General features: G+C 60.3%; 16 protein-coding genes and 1 pseudogene. 4 read left to right on the top strand and 13 right to left on the bottom strand.

Annotated features, from left to right (window positions below; all coding sequences use genetic code 11):
- Positions 1–5 precede the first annotated feature (5 nt).
- Together ACQ7C1_RS13995 and ACQ7C1_RS13990 are read right to left on the bottom strand one after the other, a co-directional pair.
- Positions 6–926 carry a LysR family transcriptional regulator gene (locus ACQ7C1_RS13995; RefSeq protein WP_430958693.1) on the bottom strand — a complete coding sequence of 307 codons (921 nt, stop codon included), beginning with the start codon at positions 924–926 and terminating at the stop codon, positions 6–8.
- 100 nt (positions 927–1,026) lie between these two features.
- Entirely contained in the window at positions 1,027–2,064 is a 1,038-nt protein-coding gene (locus ACQ7C1_RS13990) for a LacI family DNA-binding transcriptional regulator (protein WP_221138772.1), read from the bottom strand.
- Positions 2,065–2,522: 458 nt separating this feature from the next.
- Here ACQ7C1_RS13990 and ACQ7C1_RS13985 point away from each other — a divergent pair, with 458 nt between their 5' ends.
- Positions 2,523–4,025 carry a DegQ family serine endoprotease gene (locus tag ACQ7C1_RS13985; protein WP_430958692.1) on the top strand — a complete coding sequence of 501 codons (1,503 nt, stop codon included), beginning with the start codon at positions 2,523–2,525 and terminating at the stop codon, positions 4,023–4,025.
- 611 nt (positions 4,026–4,636) lie between these two features.
- Complete coding sequence (locus ACQ7C1_RS13980) at positions 4,637–4,837, top strand: hypothetical protein (RefSeq protein WP_430958691.1); 201 nt, start codon at positions 4,637–4,639, stop codon at positions 4,835–4,837.
- 160 nt (positions 4,838–4,997) lie between these two features.
- Here ACQ7C1_RS13980 and ACQ7C1_RS13975 read toward each other — a convergent pair whose 3' ends face one another.
- The 7 genes from ACQ7C1_RS13975 to ACQ7C1_RS13945 all read right to left on the bottom strand — a co-directional run bounded on the left by ACQ7C1_RS13975 (position 4,998) and on the right by ACQ7C1_RS13945 (position 8,927).
- The gene (locus ACQ7C1_RS13975; protein ID WP_020920687.1) at positions 4,998–5,183 is read right to left on the bottom strand and encodes a hypothetical protein; all 186 of its coding nucleotides are present in this window, start codon (positions 5,181–5,183) and stop codon (positions 4,998–5,000) included.
- 163 nt (positions 5,184–5,346) lie between these two features.
- Positions 5,347–5,775 (bottom strand): DUF1515 domain-containing protein, encoded by a 429-nt coding sequence (locus ACQ7C1_RS13970; RefSeq protein WP_221138770.1) that lies wholly within the window; start codon positions 5,773–5,775, stop codon positions 5,347–5,349.
- Positions 5,776–5,786: 11 nt separating this feature from the next.
- Positions 5,787–7,643 (bottom strand): hypothetical protein, encoded by a 1,857-nt coding sequence (locus ACQ7C1_RS13965; protein WP_430958690.1) that lies wholly within the window; start codon positions 7,641–7,643, stop codon positions 5,787–5,789.
- Positions 7,640–7,867 carry a hypothetical protein gene (locus tag ACQ7C1_RS13960; protein ID WP_430958807.1) on the bottom strand — a complete coding sequence of 76 codons (228 nt, stop codon included), beginning with the start codon at positions 7,865–7,867 and terminating at the stop codon, positions 7,640–7,642. The genes ACQ7C1_RS13965 and ACQ7C1_RS13960 overlap by 4 nt, the downstream gene beginning before the upstream one ends.
- A 4-nt stretch (positions 7,868–7,871) precedes the next feature.
- Positions 7,872–8,234 carry a hypothetical protein gene (locus tag ACQ7C1_RS13955; RefSeq protein WP_430958689.1) on the bottom strand — a complete coding sequence of 121 codons (363 nt, stop codon included), beginning with the start codon at positions 8,232–8,234 and terminating at the stop codon, positions 7,872–7,874.
- On the bottom strand, positions 8,234–8,698 hold the full coding sequence (locus ACQ7C1_RS13950; RefSeq protein ID WP_430958688.1) for a lysozyme: 465 nt from the start codon (positions 8,696–8,698) through the stop codon (positions 8,234–8,236). Before ACQ7C1_RS13950 ends, ACQ7C1_RS13955 begins: the two co-directional genes overlap by 1 nt.
- Complete coding sequence (locus ACQ7C1_RS13945) at positions 8,673–8,927, bottom strand: hypothetical protein (protein ID WP_430958687.1); 255 nt, start codon at positions 8,925–8,927, stop codon at positions 8,673–8,675. The genes ACQ7C1_RS13950 and ACQ7C1_RS13945 overlap by 26 nt, the downstream gene beginning before the upstream one ends.
- 448 nt (positions 8,928–9,375) lie before the next feature.
- Between ACQ7C1_RS13945 and ACQ7C1_RS13940 the strand changes: the two genes are divergently transcribed.
- Positions 9,376–11,370 (top strand): hypothetical protein, encoded by a 1,995-nt coding sequence (locus ACQ7C1_RS13940; protein WP_430958686.1) that lies wholly within the window; start codon positions 9,376–9,378, stop codon positions 11,368–11,370.
- A gap of 132 nt (positions 11,371–11,502) precedes the next feature.
- Here ACQ7C1_RS13940 and ACQ7C1_RS13935 read toward each other — a convergent pair.
- Positions 11,503–11,605, bottom strand: a pseudogene (locus ACQ7C1_RS13935) (lysozyme); the annotation flags it as partial.
- A complete protein-coding gene (locus tag ACQ7C1_RS13930; protein WP_430958817.1) occupies positions 11,583–11,726 on the bottom strand; it encodes a hypothetical protein in 144 nt (47 codons plus the stop codon). The gene ACQ7C1_RS13930 and the pseudogene ACQ7C1_RS13935, both read right to left, overlap by 23 nt.
- Positions 11,727–11,892: 166 nt before the next feature.
- Between ACQ7C1_RS13930 and ACQ7C1_RS13925 the strand changes: the two genes are divergently transcribed.
- Positions 11,893–12,891, top strand: a complete 999-nt coding sequence (locus tag ACQ7C1_RS13925; protein WP_430958685.1) for an acyltransferase family protein — start codon at positions 11,893–11,895, stop codon at positions 12,889–12,891.
- A 133-nt stretch (positions 12,892–13,024) separates the two neighbouring features.
- Here ACQ7C1_RS13925 and ACQ7C1_RS13920 read toward each other — a convergent pair whose 3' ends face one another.
- Together ACQ7C1_RS13920 and ACQ7C1_RS13915 are read right to left on the bottom strand one after the other, a co-directional pair.
- Entirely contained in the window at positions 13,025–13,582 is a 558-nt protein-coding gene (locus ACQ7C1_RS13920) for an acyltransferase (RefSeq protein WP_430958684.1), read from the bottom strand.
- Positions 13,583–13,710: 128 nt separating this feature from the next.
- Complete coding sequence (locus ACQ7C1_RS13915) at positions 13,711–15,066, bottom strand: hypothetical protein (RefSeq protein WP_430958683.1); 1,356 nt, start codon at positions 15,064–15,066, stop codon at positions 13,711–13,713.
- Positions 15,067–15,270 lie beyond the last annotated feature (204 nt).

The following is a 15,270-nucleotide window of genomic DNA, read 5'->3' as shown; positions in this document are numbered from 1 at the left end:
GCGGCTTACGACGGCCGGATTCCCGGCAGCTTGGCAATCTCGGCGGCAAGAAAGTCGACCAGCAGCCGAACGCGGGCAATGGCTGCACGCTCCGGAACAATCAGCAAGCTTAGCGGAACCGGCGAAGGCCGATAGTCGCCAAGCACCACTTCAAGCCGGCCGTCGTCCAGCAGATCTTGAACCAGCCAGAGATGAGTAGGACCGATGCCGCGTCCGGCGGCAAGAGCTTCGCGCGCCGCAAGCCCGTGATCGACACGCAGCCGACCGCCGACCGGGATCATGAATCTGGCGCCATCGGGGGCGGAAAGAACGAGCTGGTTGCTGCCTGCCACATTGGACATCACGATGGTTTCGTAGCGTGACAGATCGGCCGGACGCTCCGGCCGCCCCCGGGCGGACAAATAGGCCGGAGCGCCAACCAGCAGCCGCTGGCTCTCTCCGACCGCATGAAGTTTCATCGAGCTGTCGGCGAGAGGTCCAAGGCGAAGCGCCACGTCAACGCCTTCGCGAACCAGGTCGATGCGTTCGTCCGTCAGGTTGAGGTCGATGCGGATGTCCGGATGCGTGTCTTGGAAGTCGAAGATCATACGCGTGACATGCATCACACCGAGCGCTGCCGTACAGGAAAGCCGAACAGCCCCCGCCGGAGCCTGACGGGCATCTCTGGCTTCCTCAGCGGCCTGTTCGACCAGGCGCAAGATCTGAAGGCAGGTGGTATAATAGCGACTGCCCTCCTCCGTCAGGGTGACGCGGCGGGTGGTGCGGCTGAGCAGCGGCACGCCGACAGCCTCCTCGAGTTCATTGAGGTGCCGCGTCACGGTGGATTGGCCGAGGCCCAGCTCCTTTGCGACCATTGACAGGTTGCCGCGCTCAGCGACCCGCACGAAGGTGCGCATCCTGTCGAAAGACAATCCGGTCTTATCCATTCTTAAGCACAGTGGTGGCCATCCGCTCCATATACGGAATAATCCTGACTGTGCCCAGACCTCAAGGCGCCCCACTTCCATTATGGCGGCACGTGACAGATTATCGTGTCGAACCGCGCGGCACGATGGAAAAGCCGCAATTGACCCTGTCTTCCCGGGGCGGCTCATCATGAATGGCATGCAGCAGCATGTCGGCGACGCGGTAGCCGATGTCCTGGCGCGGGATGTGCACCGTCGTCAGCGACGGCTCGATGAAGGGCGAAAATTCCAGGTCGTTGAAGCCACAAATGCCGACATCCTCCGGCACGCGGATGCCGCGCGCCTTGCATTCGATCAGCACGCCGAAGGCCAGTTCGTCGCTCTGGGCAAAGACGGCATCGACATTGGGCACGCGCTCGAGCAGGCGGGAAAACAGCTCTCTGCCGAGGCCGATACGGCTCGGCGCATCGCCGCCGATGATGAGATCCTCGTGGAAAAGGCCAGCTTCCCGCATCACCGCCTCATAACCCTCAATGCGCCGGCGCGAGCGGACATCGGCGCCGCGACCGATGAAGGCGATCCGACTATAGCCCCTCGACAACAGGAACCGGGTGGGCTCGGCGCCCGCCATATAATGATCGAGGCCGACGACCAGGCTTTGCGGCTCCTGACTAAGATCGGTGACATGGGCGATGGGACAGGGGGCGCTCGCCAGCAGCGGCAGAAGATCGCCGTAGTACTCGGCGCCGGCGATGATGACGCCGGCCGGCTTCTGGGTCAGGATGGATTTCAGCAGGCCGGCTTCACCCTCGCCATGGTGCAGCGTGCTCGAATATTGCACGGTGAACTCCGTGCCGCGGAAACAATCCTCGATACCGATCATCAGGGCTGCGAAGCCGTACTGGTGCAAGGCGGGGGTGATGACGCCGACAATGCCATTGTGGCGGCCGGCCAGCGCCCGGGCGGCAAGATTGGGGATATAGCCCATCTCCTCGACCGTGCGCAGAATCTCCTCGCGCAGATCCTCCGAGACGATTTCCGGATTGCGCAATGCACGCGAAATGGTGATCGGGCTCACGCCCACCTTCTTCGCCACGTCGCTCAGCTTCACATGCATCCCGCGCTCGGCTTTCCGCCCCCGCTCAACCGAATTCTTCATCGCCCCTCATATACCGTGGGCCAGACGCGCCTGCGGCCGATTCCCCGGTCATGACTTCCTGACGAAGAAATATTTTAGAGTCCACTAACTTTTATAGCCGCAACGGGTTCCGGAGATCCGACTTTGCCGAAGCGAGCGGGACCGCCTTTATCAGGCGAGACGGCCGACAGTTTGGCGGGGAACGCGGCGGCTGGCGCCGGCATCGGCGACGGATGTTAAACTTCAGTAATGTCTTACAAATCGGCAATATAAACATGATCAATATTTAATTTGTAAAGCCCTCCGGCGTGATCATATTTAATCCCGAGCGCGAATTCTTCTCCCCTCCTCCCCGATCGTCGCCTCCCGACGATCCGCGCCGGCGAACGGAGGAATTGGCGCACCTCATCCGACGCCAGGTCCCAGACATGGAACTGCGACGCCATCACAAGCCAACGTTCTCGCAAGGGATAACCACCATGTCACATATTCTCAGCAAACATCGCACAGCAGCACTTGTCGGGGCCGCCATCATCGCCGGCGCGGCATGCCTTCCCTTCGCCGTCAATTCGCCCAGCGCCTTTGCCGCACCATCGGACACGGGCGGTATTCTCGCCCCGAGCGGCTCCTTCGCCTCCGTCGTCGACGCCGACAAGCCTGCCGTCGTCACCATCACCACGACGATGAAGACGACGGATGTCAGCGCCGAGCAGGAATCGCCGATGGACGAGCAGTTCCGCCAGTTCTTCGAGGATCAGGGCATTCCCCTGCCACGCCCGGCCCCGCAACAGCGCGGCTCCCAGCATGCGATGGCGCTCGGCTCCGGCTTCATCGTCAACCCGGACGGCGTGATCGTCACCAACAACCATGTCATCGACAATGCGCTCGACATCAAGGTGACGCTCGACGACGGCACCGAGCTGCCGGCCAAGCTGATCGGCGCCGATCCGAAATCCGATGTCGCCGTTCTGAAGGTCGAGGCAGGCAAGCCGCTGCAGACCGTCGCCTGGGGCGATTCCGACAGGCTGAAGCTCGGAGATCAGATCCTGGCGATCGGCAACCCCTTCGGCATCGGCACGACGGTAACGGCAGGCATCGTCTCGGCCCGCGGCCGCGACCTGCATAGCGGGCCCTATGACGATTTCATCCAGATCGATGCGCCGATCAACCACGGCAATTCAGGCGGTCCGCTCGTCGATCGCGAGGGCAAGGTCGTCGGCATCAACACCGCCATCTACTCGCCGAACGGCGGCAGCGTCGGCGTCGGATTCGCCATTCCCTCCGACGAGGCCAAGGCGATCGTCGCCAAGCTCGAGAAGGATGGTTCGATCAATCACGGCTATCTCGGCGTGCAGATTCAGCCGGTCACGAAAGATGTCGCCGACGCCGTGGGCCTCGACAAGACAGGCGGCGCGCTGGTGGCTGCCGTCTCCGCCGATACGCCGGCTGCCCATGCCGGCCTGAAGCCCGGCGACATCGTCACCTCGGTCGGCGGCGAGACCGTCAAGACGCCGAAGGACCTGTCGCGTCTCGTTGCCGATCTTTCGCCGGGCACGCAGAAATCGCTCGGCGTCTGGCGCGACGGCAAGGCGATCGATCTCAACGTCACCGTCGGCGCCAATGCGGATGGCCGGAAGCAGGCTGCGGCGACAAGCCCGGAAGCGCAGGGCCACGTCTCCGGCCAGCCGAGCCTCGGCATCGGCCTTGCCGACCTGACGCCCGATGTGCGCCAGCAGCTCAACCTGCCGCGCTCCGTCAGCGGCGCGGTGGTCGCCAGCGTCAATCCGGATAAATCGGCCGCCGCCGCCGGCATCCAATCGGGCGACGTCATCGTCTCGGTCAACGACCGGCCGGTGCACAATGCCCGCGACGTCAAGGCCGCAATCGCCGAAGCCGGTAAGGCCGGCCGCAAATCCGTGCTGCTGCTCGTCGAACGCGACGGCAATAAAACCTTCGTCGCCGTACCCTTCAACGCGGCCTGAGGGCCGCGTCCGGCAGATCTTCATCGCCGTGCCTTTGCCGCGGCCACCGCCCCTCATCCGGCTGCCGCCACCTTCTCCCCGAAAACGGGGCGAAGGGGACAAGCCGCGACCTCTCGGTCTCTCGCCAAAAGTCTCGTAGGGCACGTCCCCTCTCCCCGTCAGAACGGGGAGAGGGTTAGGGTGAGGGGCAAGCCATCGACGCGGACCGGACAGTCGTGGCACAAGGCCGAGGATGGCGTCGGAATCTATGGCTGTCCGGCTCCGGTACAGAGCTGCGACCAGCCCTCGTAGCGCATGGTAAATGCCGGCATTTCTCATGAAAAACCAACAGACCGCCGGCTTTTTCGCGCCGGAAAGCGACACGGAAACAAGCAGTTGCGCCATTCCCTGACATTCTGGCTAACGGGCCTTCAACTGCCGCTGGACGAATTAACCCTACTGCCTTACCTTAATATCAGCATCAACTTGAATACATCCCGCCCTGTGACATCGTATTTTTCATGATCGCTAATTTGTTCCGGCACGGCGCGCCGGAACGGTGACCCGCCTTTCCCGAAAGGACCGGCTTCATGCAACAAGCAGCGCCGCAACATCAAACGGAGGGGTATGCCATGAATAACGTTGTGGAATTTCGTGCCAAATGCCCGAATGACAAAAGTCTGGCCGACTGTCGGGAAGCGCTTGAGCCGCAGGTGATGAAGCTCGTCGCCGAGGCCGTCGCCAGGGGCTACCCGCCGGCCGAAGCGGCCATGGTGGTCGCCGATATCGCCGACGATTATATCCTCATGCTGTCGCGCGAGCTGCGGCATTGATGTCGGCGTGCATAAGCATCCGCACGCCGATAAGCCGGTAGCAAGGGAATCAGTGGACCGCGCAGCGCCTGCCGGGGTAGCAGGGGGTACAGGAGACGAGACCAGCCGCGCGGCCCGGCGATCCAAACGCCGGATAGTGCCGGAAGTTCCGGCCCCGGCGTTATCGCCATTTCGGCAGGCGCGGCGGCGCGTTGGCCTGAATCTCGTGCAGCGGCGCATGAGACCCGAGCAGCTTCTTCAGCTTCTTCTCCTCCGCCGGGCCAATCCCAAACTTGCGGCAATGCTCGGCAACATCATGTTCCCGAGGCCCGGGAATACGAACTTGGCGATTGCTCATGCTCTTCATGTCTGTTTCCTCCTTGAAGAGGATAACAAACAGGCTTCGGTTTTGTTCGTTAGCAAAGTCTAATTTTAAGTAAGGCATCGGAGGCGGCAATATATCAGCCGAGCTGGCGCCGTTTTGCTGCGTATGACTTGCCCGGCCAAACAGCGCAAAGACGGCGCACCGCTCAACTGATCTTCAGCCAATGCCTGAGTGCCGCCACAGCCCCATCGCTGGCATAGGCAATGACCCCACCCGTCGTCAGCCCGGCGAAGGCAATCAGCCCTGAGATGCCATAACCGATCGATTTCATCCGTTTCCACTCTTCGAGCGCCGGGCCGACCGTCTCCTGGTTCTTCTCGACGGTTTCCTTGAGCGTCAGCATCTCGGCGCGGATCTGCGCATCGGCTCCGCCTGTCATCGCCACTCTCGTATCGAGATGGGCGATCTGCCTTGCCTGTTCGTCGAGCCGCTTGTGGATCACGGCTCGGCCCTCATGGGCATTGGCTTTTTCGTCGCTCATCTCCTGGCGCAGCAGCGCGACGTTTTCCTCGATGCCGGTCAGCCTTCCCTCCACGCGCCCGAGCGCGCGCAGGATATCGTCGTTGGATGTCATGGCAGGCCACCTCAGGAATTGAATTTCAGCTTTTCGGACTGGGCAATGCCGTTCGAAATCCGGTCGATCATGATCGGCTGCGGATGGATGAAGGAGACCGGCGAAAGCTCCCCGACAGACGGCGCCGGGCGCACTACGGAGCCAACCGGCATGACGACGGCGCTCACGCCCTGATAGGTGATGACGTTGCCGGCGATGCTGGCGACGACCTGCGTGCTCAAGCGCGCCAGGCCGTCCGGGCCGGAATAGATGTGCAGCGTCTGCTCGGGCCTGAAGATGCTCGCATCCGCGACGACAATCTGGTTATAGGTGGCAACGCCGTCAGTTCCGGCCTGCGCGGTCAATGTCGTGCTCGCAAGCTCCAGCATGCCGGGCCAGACACCGCCTCTGGAGGGGGAGACCCAAGCCGCGTAAGTATCGATTGCCGCGTCGCAGCAAGCCGATGTCTGCGCAAGAATATCATCGCGAAGCCGCCATTTGCCGGAAGCGTCCGTTCCATCCGACGGCCAGCTGTTGTTGGTGCCATAGACCTGATACTCGGCCCTGAGGCCGAGATCGTTGCAGGTGATCGTTCCGGTCGCCGGCGAAGTGCCGCCGGCGAAACTGTAGGTGAAGGTGTTGGCGTCGACGACCGATATTACATAGCTTCCATTGTAAGCGGTCGGCGTTGCTCCCGAGATACTGACGGTCTGGCCTGTCGCAAGTCCGTTGAGGCCGCTTGCGATGGTCGCCGTGGCGACCGTGCCGACCGAGGTCAGCGTGATGGCGCGTGTGACGGTCGTCCGCCCGAGCGGCGGGAAGGCAACGATTCTGGCGCCAGAATATTCGGCGCGCAGGCGGGTGACCAGGGAGCGATAATTGGTGGTGAAGAACTGCGTATAGGTCGAGGCCGTGTCGTTCTGCCCCATCTGATTTGTGATGACCGTGAACGGCCATTTATTGCCGTTGAAGGCGATGATTTCGCGGATGATGTCTCGGCGCCTGGTCGCGATCGAGGAGCCGCTGCCGGTATATTCGCGGACGGAGCCGGCGCCGGGCATGCCGATCAGGCAATGGGGGATGCGGCCAGGGCCACCATCCCTGTCGAGCCAGCGGCGCAGCCAGCCGAGGTTGCCGCGCGCATCGGCAGCGGAGGAATATTCCTGGCGCGCCTCGCCGATGCTGTCGACGAAAGCCAGCGCGACCGGCCTTCCATCCCAGTCGCCCTTGGCGACCATGAAATCGGCCCCCCAATATTGCGGCTGCGCCTGCGTGCCATAGCCGGTATCGAGGCTGACGGTGCTGTCGGCGAGCGGGCTATCCTTGAAGGCGAGAAGCGTGGCGAGATCGCCGGCGCCCCAGACGCGTTCGCCGCGATGTTTCTGAATGCGGTAGACCGGCCAGATCTTCTCGCCGACGGCGGTGTGATAAAATAGCCAGATTTCGATTTCGCTTTCCGGCGCGACGTCGGGGATGGTGAGCTCGTCCGTCCAGGCGCCATTCGTCTGGTCGGCAACGGTCACCGTGTTCGCCCCGGCGAAGGTGCACTGGTAGAAGACGCCGGCGACGCGGACGAACATGGCGTCGGCGACCACGGAATTGCCCGGCGTGCCGATCGTGCCGGTAACGACGGTTTCCTGCGGCGAATTTCCGCCTTCCGTCGAGGCGAAGCCGGAAAGATGGAAGCGGAAGGTCCGCGTCTTATATTGCGGCGTGTTGACGACGATCTTGGTGCAGACATAGTTCGTGCCGGAGGCGGCGGTGACGATCGCGCCCGAGGGCATGCGGTTGCGGGTGGCGAAGAACATGTAGCGGTCGGGGTCCCCGGCGCTGCCGCCCGCGCCGCTCAGCATCGGATTGGCAAGGGCGAGCGAAATGGCATTCATCATCGGCGTGTTCCGTATCGGCTGGTGAGGTCATCATAGAATTTGACGCTGCGCTCCTGGCGGGCGTTGGCGCGGTCGAGCGCCTGGCGCTCGCGGGCGAGGATCGCGACCAGCGGCTCGCCCTCACGGACAGGCGCATGCGCTTCCTGCCTTCTGAGATCGTCGGGCAGCGGTGGCAGCACGATGCCGGCGGCGACCTGCCCTTTGGCGACCGCCGCCGTGTTCAGGCGCTCAGTGGCGGAGCAGCCAGTCACGATCAGCAGCAGTGACAGCGCAAGCACGGTTCTTTTGCGAAAGCTCGAGTTCATAGGATCGGATCTCGTGTTCCAATGTGTCTCTGGCGGCCTGTTCGGCGGTCTTGGCCGCCTCCAGGCGCTTGCGGTGCTCCTCACCGGCGCCGGCCGCCGCATCGCGCTGGCGCTCCATCTCGGCCGCCCTGGCTTCGGCGGCGGTCTTTTCAGACATGAGGACGTAGCCGGCGCGCGCCTGGCGCGCCGCCGAGGGGTAGCCGATCGAGACGGCATAGAGGTGATAGAGCACGAGGCCGGCAGGGATGCCGGCGCCCATTTTCAGCGTATCGAGAAGGCCGAACATCAGATGCCCTCCAGGCAGAAGGCGCGCTCCTTCTGCCGGCGGCGCGTCAGGCCGGGAAAGGTGATGCCGGCGGCGCGATTCCATTTGAGGAGAGCCTCGCAGCCCTCCGCCGTCCTGCCCTGATTGATCAGTCTGACGACGCTGGAGCCGCATGCGGCCGTGACGCCGACATTGTAGGCGAAGGAGGTCAGCGCCACGAAGCGGGCATCCGGAAGCTGGGCCGTGACGCACCGCTCTATGCCATTGGCGTACCGCTGCAGCTCGAGCGAAAGCAGCGCCTTGCACTCTCCCACCGTCTTATAGTTGCCCGGCTTCACACCATTGGTGCTGCCGTAGCAGATCGTCCACGGCTGGCCTTGAGTGGCCGGGTCTGGATAGGCGTGCTGCCGAAGCCCTTCGAAACTTCCGACCAAAGCAACGGCCATCGCGGCCGCGGCGCTACCTTTCTGCAGGCGGTTTGCCATTCAGTTCTCCTGAGATTTTCTGCTGGACGAAGATGCGGGCGACGATCGCCGCCGCGGCGAAGAGCCCCGATGCCGTGGACATGGCGAGCTGGATGTAGAGGTTGCCGGACACCCAGGTTGCCGCGAGGACATTGGAGACGGGCTCGAGGACGATGAAGAGCAGCGCCAGCGCCATGAGGCGAACGCTCCAGGCGCGCCTCAGCACCGCGCGCCAGTTATGGACGAGCATGGGGTGGGCTCCAGATTCTGAATGTGGCGAGGCACTCGGCCCCTGCGTGGAGACGGGAGTGGGAGTTTGACGTTCAACGGTACGTGGTGGTCTTCCGCCGAGCGGAAAAAGGGGTGTGTAGTTCCTGAGTGTGATAGTGCATCATTGATCCTGAGCCGTCTGGAAGAGGATGCACTATGGGAAATGTTCTTCACGGCAGCGCCCGCACAATGCCGCGTCTTCGAACCATCCTCGCTGGCAATTGACAAAGAGGAAAAATTTTCATTTATGCCGGGCGTTGCCCGCGGCGGCAGGGAGACCGATCCCTATCCGGTCTTGGCGATCGGAATTGAGACTGCTCCGCGGCGGGTCTTTTGCTGCTTCGAGTTTTTCATTTCCGATCTGATGGTTCGCGAGCTTGCATCGATGCCGCCCATGAGCGGGAACGCACAAGGGGAAACATCCGGTCATGACTGTCCTCGCCGCCTGGCTTGTCATTGCAGCGATTTTACTATTCGGCCTGACCCTTCATCGTGCGCTTGTGCTTCGGTTGAACCGCGGCATTAATCCTTCTTTTCGTGACGGGACGGATCTGCTCCTCAGCGGCGTCTTGCCGGGACTTGCGCTCGTCGGCGGTTTGGCAACTGCTCTTGGGGCGATTCATTTGTTGCGCGCGGAAATCGTGCTGCCCCTTGCTGCCATGTTGATGATCTGGCGCCGGGATGATGTGCGGGCGATTTTTGGCGATTTGCGCAATTTGGCCGTAATGGGTGTGCGGGCGACCGCCAAGGGCAATCCATTCCCGCTTTTGGCCTCAGCTGCATTTATTGCCTTGACGGGGGTAATGTCGGTTACAGCGCTTTTCCCGGCAGGATCAGCTGACGTTTGGGCTTTTCAGATCCCACTCGCCCAAAGCATCGTTTCCCATGGGGGATTCGTCTCGCCGCAGATGAACAGCAATTTTTACGGAAACATACCGCTTTTCTTCAATGTACTTTTTGCTTGTGCACTATTGTTCGTCGACCATTGGCTCGCTGCGGGTCTGATGAATGTGGCGATATTCCTCGGATTCCTGCTGCTGCTCACAAGTTGTGCGCACCGCTGCCGGGCGGCTGGATTATTGCTGGTTTTCTTCCTGATCGCGTTCCAGCCCTTTTTTACACCAGGCGCCGCAGTTCCTCTGACAGACCTTCCCAGATCCTGTTTTTCGGTTGCCGCCGTCCTTTATCTTTGGCGTTACCTTGAGACCCGCAGGCCTTCAGAGATTGTCTGTTGTGCTTTGCTCTTGGGTGGGGCAGTCGGTGGCAAATATACCGAGCTTCAGATGGTTGGATTGATCGGCTTGGCGCTCTTGCCTTCGATCTTTCGCGGCAAACTGCCATTTTCGCTTTTTTTGACTTGCCTGGCCGCTTTTTTATCCCTTGCGGGCTACTGGTACGTCAGAAATCTCATTGTGCTCGGGAATCCGATCTATCCTTTCTTCTTCGGGCATCCCGGACTTTCGGACCAGTGGATGGCGGCTTATCGCGTCGAAGTCGGCCGCGCATTCGATCCGGCAAACCGGGTTTTCGTCACCGATCTGACAACCCTTCAAGGCTGGCATGACTTTTTCTTCATACTGCATGATTGGTTTCTGGATCGCCGCCAATACGCAATCGTCGCTCTCATCCTTATCGTCGGTGCGTTGATTGCGTCGTTTAGAAGGATTTTCCTGCTCGTCGCGATGACTGCTGCGATGTTCATCATCTGGTACGCCGTCATGTTCAACCACATACGATGGGCAACGCCCGCTTACCTATTGTATTACTCCACGGCGTATATCGGCGCGAGCTTGATAGTGGAGAAAATTGCAGCGGGCAGTGCTGCCCGGCCGGGTGGAATTTTATTCGAAATGTCGGCCCGTCTGCGGGAAGGACAGAGGGCCGTCAACGGCCATTTGTTTGCGTTTGCGGTGGTGCTCGTTACTGTCGTTGTGTTCTGTCTTCCTGCCGTTAAATACATGTCTCGCCCCAAACGCCAACCCTATACCTGGATGGAGCAGGGCGTCATGGATGTCCTGATTGGCCGGCAAAAACTCGATGATTTTCTGGGAGCCCAGCGTGAAGGTTACACCGTCTATCGCTATGTCGCGGCAAATGATTTGAGGATCGTATTTCAACCATTCGATACGGGTAGTACTTTAATTGCCGCCGCCTATACGGGAGGCAGAGATAAAGGGTGGTTGCTGCCGCCTTATATCTTTCCTGAATCCGAAAACGATGTGGACGCCTTTATAGAGCGCAATCACATCCGGTACTTTATCCGGGTGACAGAGAAACAGCATATAGTGGCCGATCGCATCGGCGCCGCCAAGTTCGCGTTGGCGGAAAAAACCATATCGCGAATGTTGCCGGAATCGACTTTGCTGCTGAAAGACGCATTTGGGTGGGAACTGTACCGGTTCAACGGTTTTCCCCCACAATGAAATCGGACGCGTCCGCAATTGCTTAGGTGTTTGGTCTTGGAATGGCCTGGTGCGGATTGATTTGAAGATTGAGGGGTCTTTTGTCCACGCATTGCGGGCGCTGCTATAGCAGATCGTCCACGGCTGGCCTTAAGTGGCCGGGTCTGGATAAAGCATGCTGCGGGAGCCTTTCGAAGGACCCGACCAATGCAACGGCCATCGCGGCTGCGGCGCTACCTTTCTTGAGCCTGTTCATCTTTGAGATTCTTCTGGTGGATGACGCGGGCGATGGGGGACATCAGAAGGATGCCGATCGACAGCCATTTCGGGATGAAGTCATCGAGGTGCGGCACGACATACGGCAGCAGCTCCAACAAGCAAGTAGACGCAACTCATGGACAGCGACCACGTGAGCACCGCGGCGCTTGTTGCGGATCAATTTCATGGGGTTTTTGCCTCAGTGTCAGCGGCTTATTAGAGTACTCGCAAGTACACTAATAGTTGTCTCTTGATAAAGTGTTCGCGCCGAGGTTACTTGGCCGCATGCGTTCATTTCAAAATTCGGGCAAAGTCGAAGGTATCGATACCGTCAGAGCGGTTGCCGCCCTGTCTGTTGTATTCGCGCACCTTCTTGGCCCGGCGATGCCCGGACTTTCGAAATACCTCTTCACGGGCCATCCGGCGGTAATTGCCTTCTTTGTAGTCTCGGGCTTCTGCATCCACTATCCGTACCGGGCGCGCATGCTTCAGGTCGGGCCATTCCTTGCCGGCCGCTTTATTCGGATAGTGCCGCCAGCCGCCGCAGCCTCCATCCTGGCGCAAGCGCTGGGTATGCGAGCCTACAATCCGATCGACGGCTATATTCTCTGGTCCGTCGTCTGCGAGGCAATTTACTACTGCCTTTATCCGCTTATCCTAGCCGTCTCTCGCCGGATTGGTTGGCCCTTGCTCATCGTGGCATCTGTCGTGGCCGCATATGGCGTAGCGATAGGCGTTGGCTCTGACCAATACGGAAACGCCAAAGCCTACGGACCACAACTCAATTGGGTTGTCGGGCTCCCCGCATGGCTCCTCGGCTGCTACCTTGCTGAAAATCTTCACCGTCTGAAGCTGCCAGGCAATGTTTGGGGCTGGCGCGCCGCGACTGCCGCAACTGCTTCTGCTCTCTATTGGGCGACGATGAACACCGCAGCCGGCTTTTACCTGACCATGGTGCCGTTCTCGGCGCTCGCCGCTTGCTGGATAATGGTGGAGATCAGGAACGCCTCTGAAAGGGGCCCCATCAATGCCTTGGAGGCCATCGGTGGCGCCTGCTTTTCAATTTACCTCGTCCACGTGATCGCGGCTGCGGCGATTGGATGGTTCGTGACGACGCCGATCGTCGTTTGCACCCTGTCGCTGGCGCTCGTCTATCCGTTCTACCGATGGATCGAAAAACCGTGCCATGGCGCAGCGCGCCGCGCCAAAGCAAAGATGGAGCAGTTAGAGGCCAGGCGTCGATTGGAAGAACGCGATGGGATCGCGATAAGCGACGGTGCGTAGCCGCTCAAAGGTGCTGGGGAACTCGATGCCTCCGGCAACGATTGCGTTACCCTTCAGGCGGCGTGCCATTGGCGAGGATTCCAATTCTGAGACGGCACCGCCCCAACACTATGCCACCTAATATCACAGCTGATTAAACGCGGTATTTAACGACTTTCGCCGGCGAGCCGACCGCGATTGCATAGTCGGGAATATCGGTCGTAACGACGGAGTTTGCTCCGATCACTGCGCCCGTTCCTATTGTAACGTTCATCAGTATTTTGGCGCCCGCGCCAATCCAAACATCATCACCAATTTCGACAAAACCGATTTCGGCCTTCTGCAGCCTGATTGGAACATCTCGCCTCATACCGTGGCTGTGATCGATAATTTGGACATCCGAGCCGATGAGGACATCGTTGCCGATCGATATGCGGTTCTTGGCCGTGATGATGTTCCCCCGCCCGATGACGGTGTTGCTTCCAATGAAAACCTTCGGTTCGGGCATCGTGAGTTGGAAGAAAGAATGGTCTTGGATCGTTACATTATTACCGACATTGAGGACTGCGTGCTTCACCATGCGGAACTCCGCGCTGCGCTTGACAACGAGGTTGGAGCCAGCGTGGCTGAAGTAGCGAATGCGCTTATAGGCCGTAACGAGACGCTGAAACAGTCCTCCGCGATTCCGGTATGATGCTTTGTCGGCTGTCATGATTTCCTCCGAGTTCGGAGGTGATTAGCTCACGACGCCAATAATTTCCAGAGACTGCGGTACATGCCCTCCCCGCAAGCTCCGGCACCTATTCATCGCACTACTCCTCGACCGGTAAGAAATCAGCATCATGCATTCCTCCCGCATGGGAAATAAAAGCCATCGGTCCAAACCCATATATTGCCGGCAGCGCCAGCGACCTGGCGGACTTGCTTGCTCGTATTCGTCCAAACATCTTGGCTACCTACGGCAAAGTTGCTTGCAACCTGGACAGCACCAGCGTTGCCGCCGTCGGCAGCGATGCCAGCAACCAGAATACCCTGCGCCGGATCATGAATCAGTAGAGCATTGGTCGTCGCGCTCGATGTGACTTCAAACCTCAGCTTCGCTTTGACCTTCACGCCATTTGGCACGGTTATCGAAAGAAGCGCGGAAGTCGTGGAGATGGTAGTATTGGCAGCGTCCTTGACCGGCGTCACAAAGGTATATTCGTCACGTGGATACAGAACAAACGGCCGAATGTTCGAGCTTCCGTCCGTCACTAACACGCCGACACATTTCACGATCGTATAGCCGGTAAGCAGTGTTGTAGTGATGCCGCCGATGGTCGGTGAGGTCGAGAAAACCACGTCGAAAGACAGGTCGGCATCCTTGCGCAAGGCGTATGCAAAGTATGTCGCATTTGCTGCGACGGCGCCGGCATCGAGGCCGCCCGCGCCCGTTCCGGCCGCAAATGTTCCCGTCAGCCTCTTTGTGAATGACGCGGCGCTGGAAACGAAACTCGAGCCTGACCTCGCCGAGCCGGAGGCAAAGTCGACATGGGTGTTCGGGTTGCTGCTGTTGTTGGAAAGGATGAGGCCGACGACGAAATCGCCTACTGCCGAACTGTCGGCCTTACTCTGGATCCTGGCGGCGAGCTTATCGGTGAAGAAGGCGGCGCCGGAACAGATGATGTTGACGCTATAGCCGTTCTTGAGGACAAGCGTGGCGGCGCCATCGATCGTCTCCGATCCGGTGGGATCAATCGTCACGTCCCCACCATCGGCAATGACGCAATAGTGCCAGTTTGCGCCGAGCGTTGCCGCTGCACTCAGGGTCAGCGTCGCTGCCGCGGTGAAGCGATGAACTGCATTGTCGTCGGACGCCAGCGCCGTGTAATCACCTGACTTCGCCGCATAGACCGAAACTTTTTCGAACGTGACGTCGACGCCGTTCTGCGTGAACCCTAAGAGCCCGCCGCCCTTCAGATAGAGGCCGGTCTGCGGGTTCGAGGCGAAGCCGACACCCGGGGCCGAAACCGTGCCGCTTGCCGCCTTGAGCGGCGCGGTCATCGGTGCCGAGCCGTCGCGGGGCAGCGAGTTAGTGATTTCGTTGCCGAGGTCGGTGGTCAGGGCGTTCCAGGGTGCGGGGTCGATGACCTGGCCGACAGCAGGCGTCGTTCCGGCGGGTTTCGAATAGACGCCGGTTGATGGGTTTCTGGGCATGACGTTGCTCCGAAAAGAAAAGGCCCCGCGATTGCGAGGCCATTGGTGGTGTGTAGTGATGGCGGGTGCATTTGTACGGATCGAGCAACCCCAAGATCGACAGCCTCAAGCTCGAGGATATGACAACGCGCCGTCTCTTCTAAGACAGGCACCGTCATCAACTGCCTCTTGGGCGGCGTGCTTGGTTTCATGGTGACGCTCGCA

Origin of the sequence: Rhizobium sp. Nf11,1, from assembly GCF_050587665.1 — a bacterium.
Classification (GTDB): domain Bacteria; phylum Pseudomonadota; class Alphaproteobacteria; order Rhizobiales; family Rhizobiaceae; genus Rhizobium.
The sequence above is the reverse complement of the archived record's forward strand: the minus strand, read 5'-3'. Positions and strand labels throughout refer to the sequence as shown.

Coding starts and splice junctions, on each gene's coding strand:
- ACQ7C1_RS13965 (WP_430958690.1), bottom strand. CDS start 7,643: ATGATGAATGCCATTTCGCTCGCCCTTGCCAATCCGATGCTGAGCGGC.
- ACQ7C1_RS13995 (WP_430958693.1), bottom strand. CDS start 926: ATGGATAAGACCGGATTGTCTTTCGACAGGATGCGCACCTTCGTGCGG.
- ACQ7C1_RS13915 (WP_430958683.1), bottom strand. CDS start 15,066: ATGCCCAGAAACCCATCAACCGGCGTCTATTCGAAACCCGCCGGAACG.
- ACQ7C1_RS13975 (WP_020920687.1), bottom strand. CDS start 5,183: ATGAAGAGCATGAGCAATCGCCAAGTTCGTATTCCCGGGCCTCGGGAA.
- ACQ7C1_RS13920 (WP_430958684.1), bottom strand. CDS start 13,582: ATGACAGCCGACAAAGCATCATACCGGAATCGCGGAGGACTGTTTCAG.
- ACQ7C1_RS13925 (WP_430958685.1), top strand. CDS start 11,893: ATGCGTTCATTTCAAAATTCGGGCAAAGTCGAAGGTATCGATACCGTC.
- ACQ7C1_RS13945 (WP_430958687.1), bottom strand. CDS start 8,927: ATGCTCGTCCATAACTGGCGCGCGGTGCTGAGGCGCGCCTGGAGCGTT.
- ACQ7C1_RS13940 (WP_430958686.1), top strand. CDS start 9,376: ATGACTGTCCTCGCCGCCTGGCTTGTCATTGCAGCGATTTTACTATTC.
- ACQ7C1_RS13980 (WP_430958691.1), top strand. CDS start 4,637: ATGAATAACGTTGTGGAATTTCGTGCCAAATGCCCGAATGACAAAAGT.
- ACQ7C1_RS13955 (WP_430958689.1), bottom strand. CDS start 8,234: ATGTTCGGCCTTCTCGATACGCTGAAAATGGGCGCCGGCATCCCTGCC.
- ACQ7C1_RS13985 (WP_430958692.1), top strand. CDS start 2,523: ATGTCACATATTCTCAGCAAACATCGCACAGCAGCACTTGTCGGGGCC.
- ACQ7C1_RS13950 (WP_430958688.1), bottom strand. CDS start 8,698: ATGGCAAACCGCCTGCAGAAAGGTAGCGCCGCGGCCGCGATGGCCGTT.
- ACQ7C1_RS13970 (WP_221138770.1), bottom strand. CDS start 5,775: ATGACATCCAACGACGATATCCTGCGCGCGCTCGGGCGCGTGGAGGGA.
- ACQ7C1_RS13990 (WP_221138772.1), bottom strand. CDS start 2,064: ATGAAGAATTCGGTTGAGCGGGGGCGGAAAGCCGAGCGCGGGATGCAT.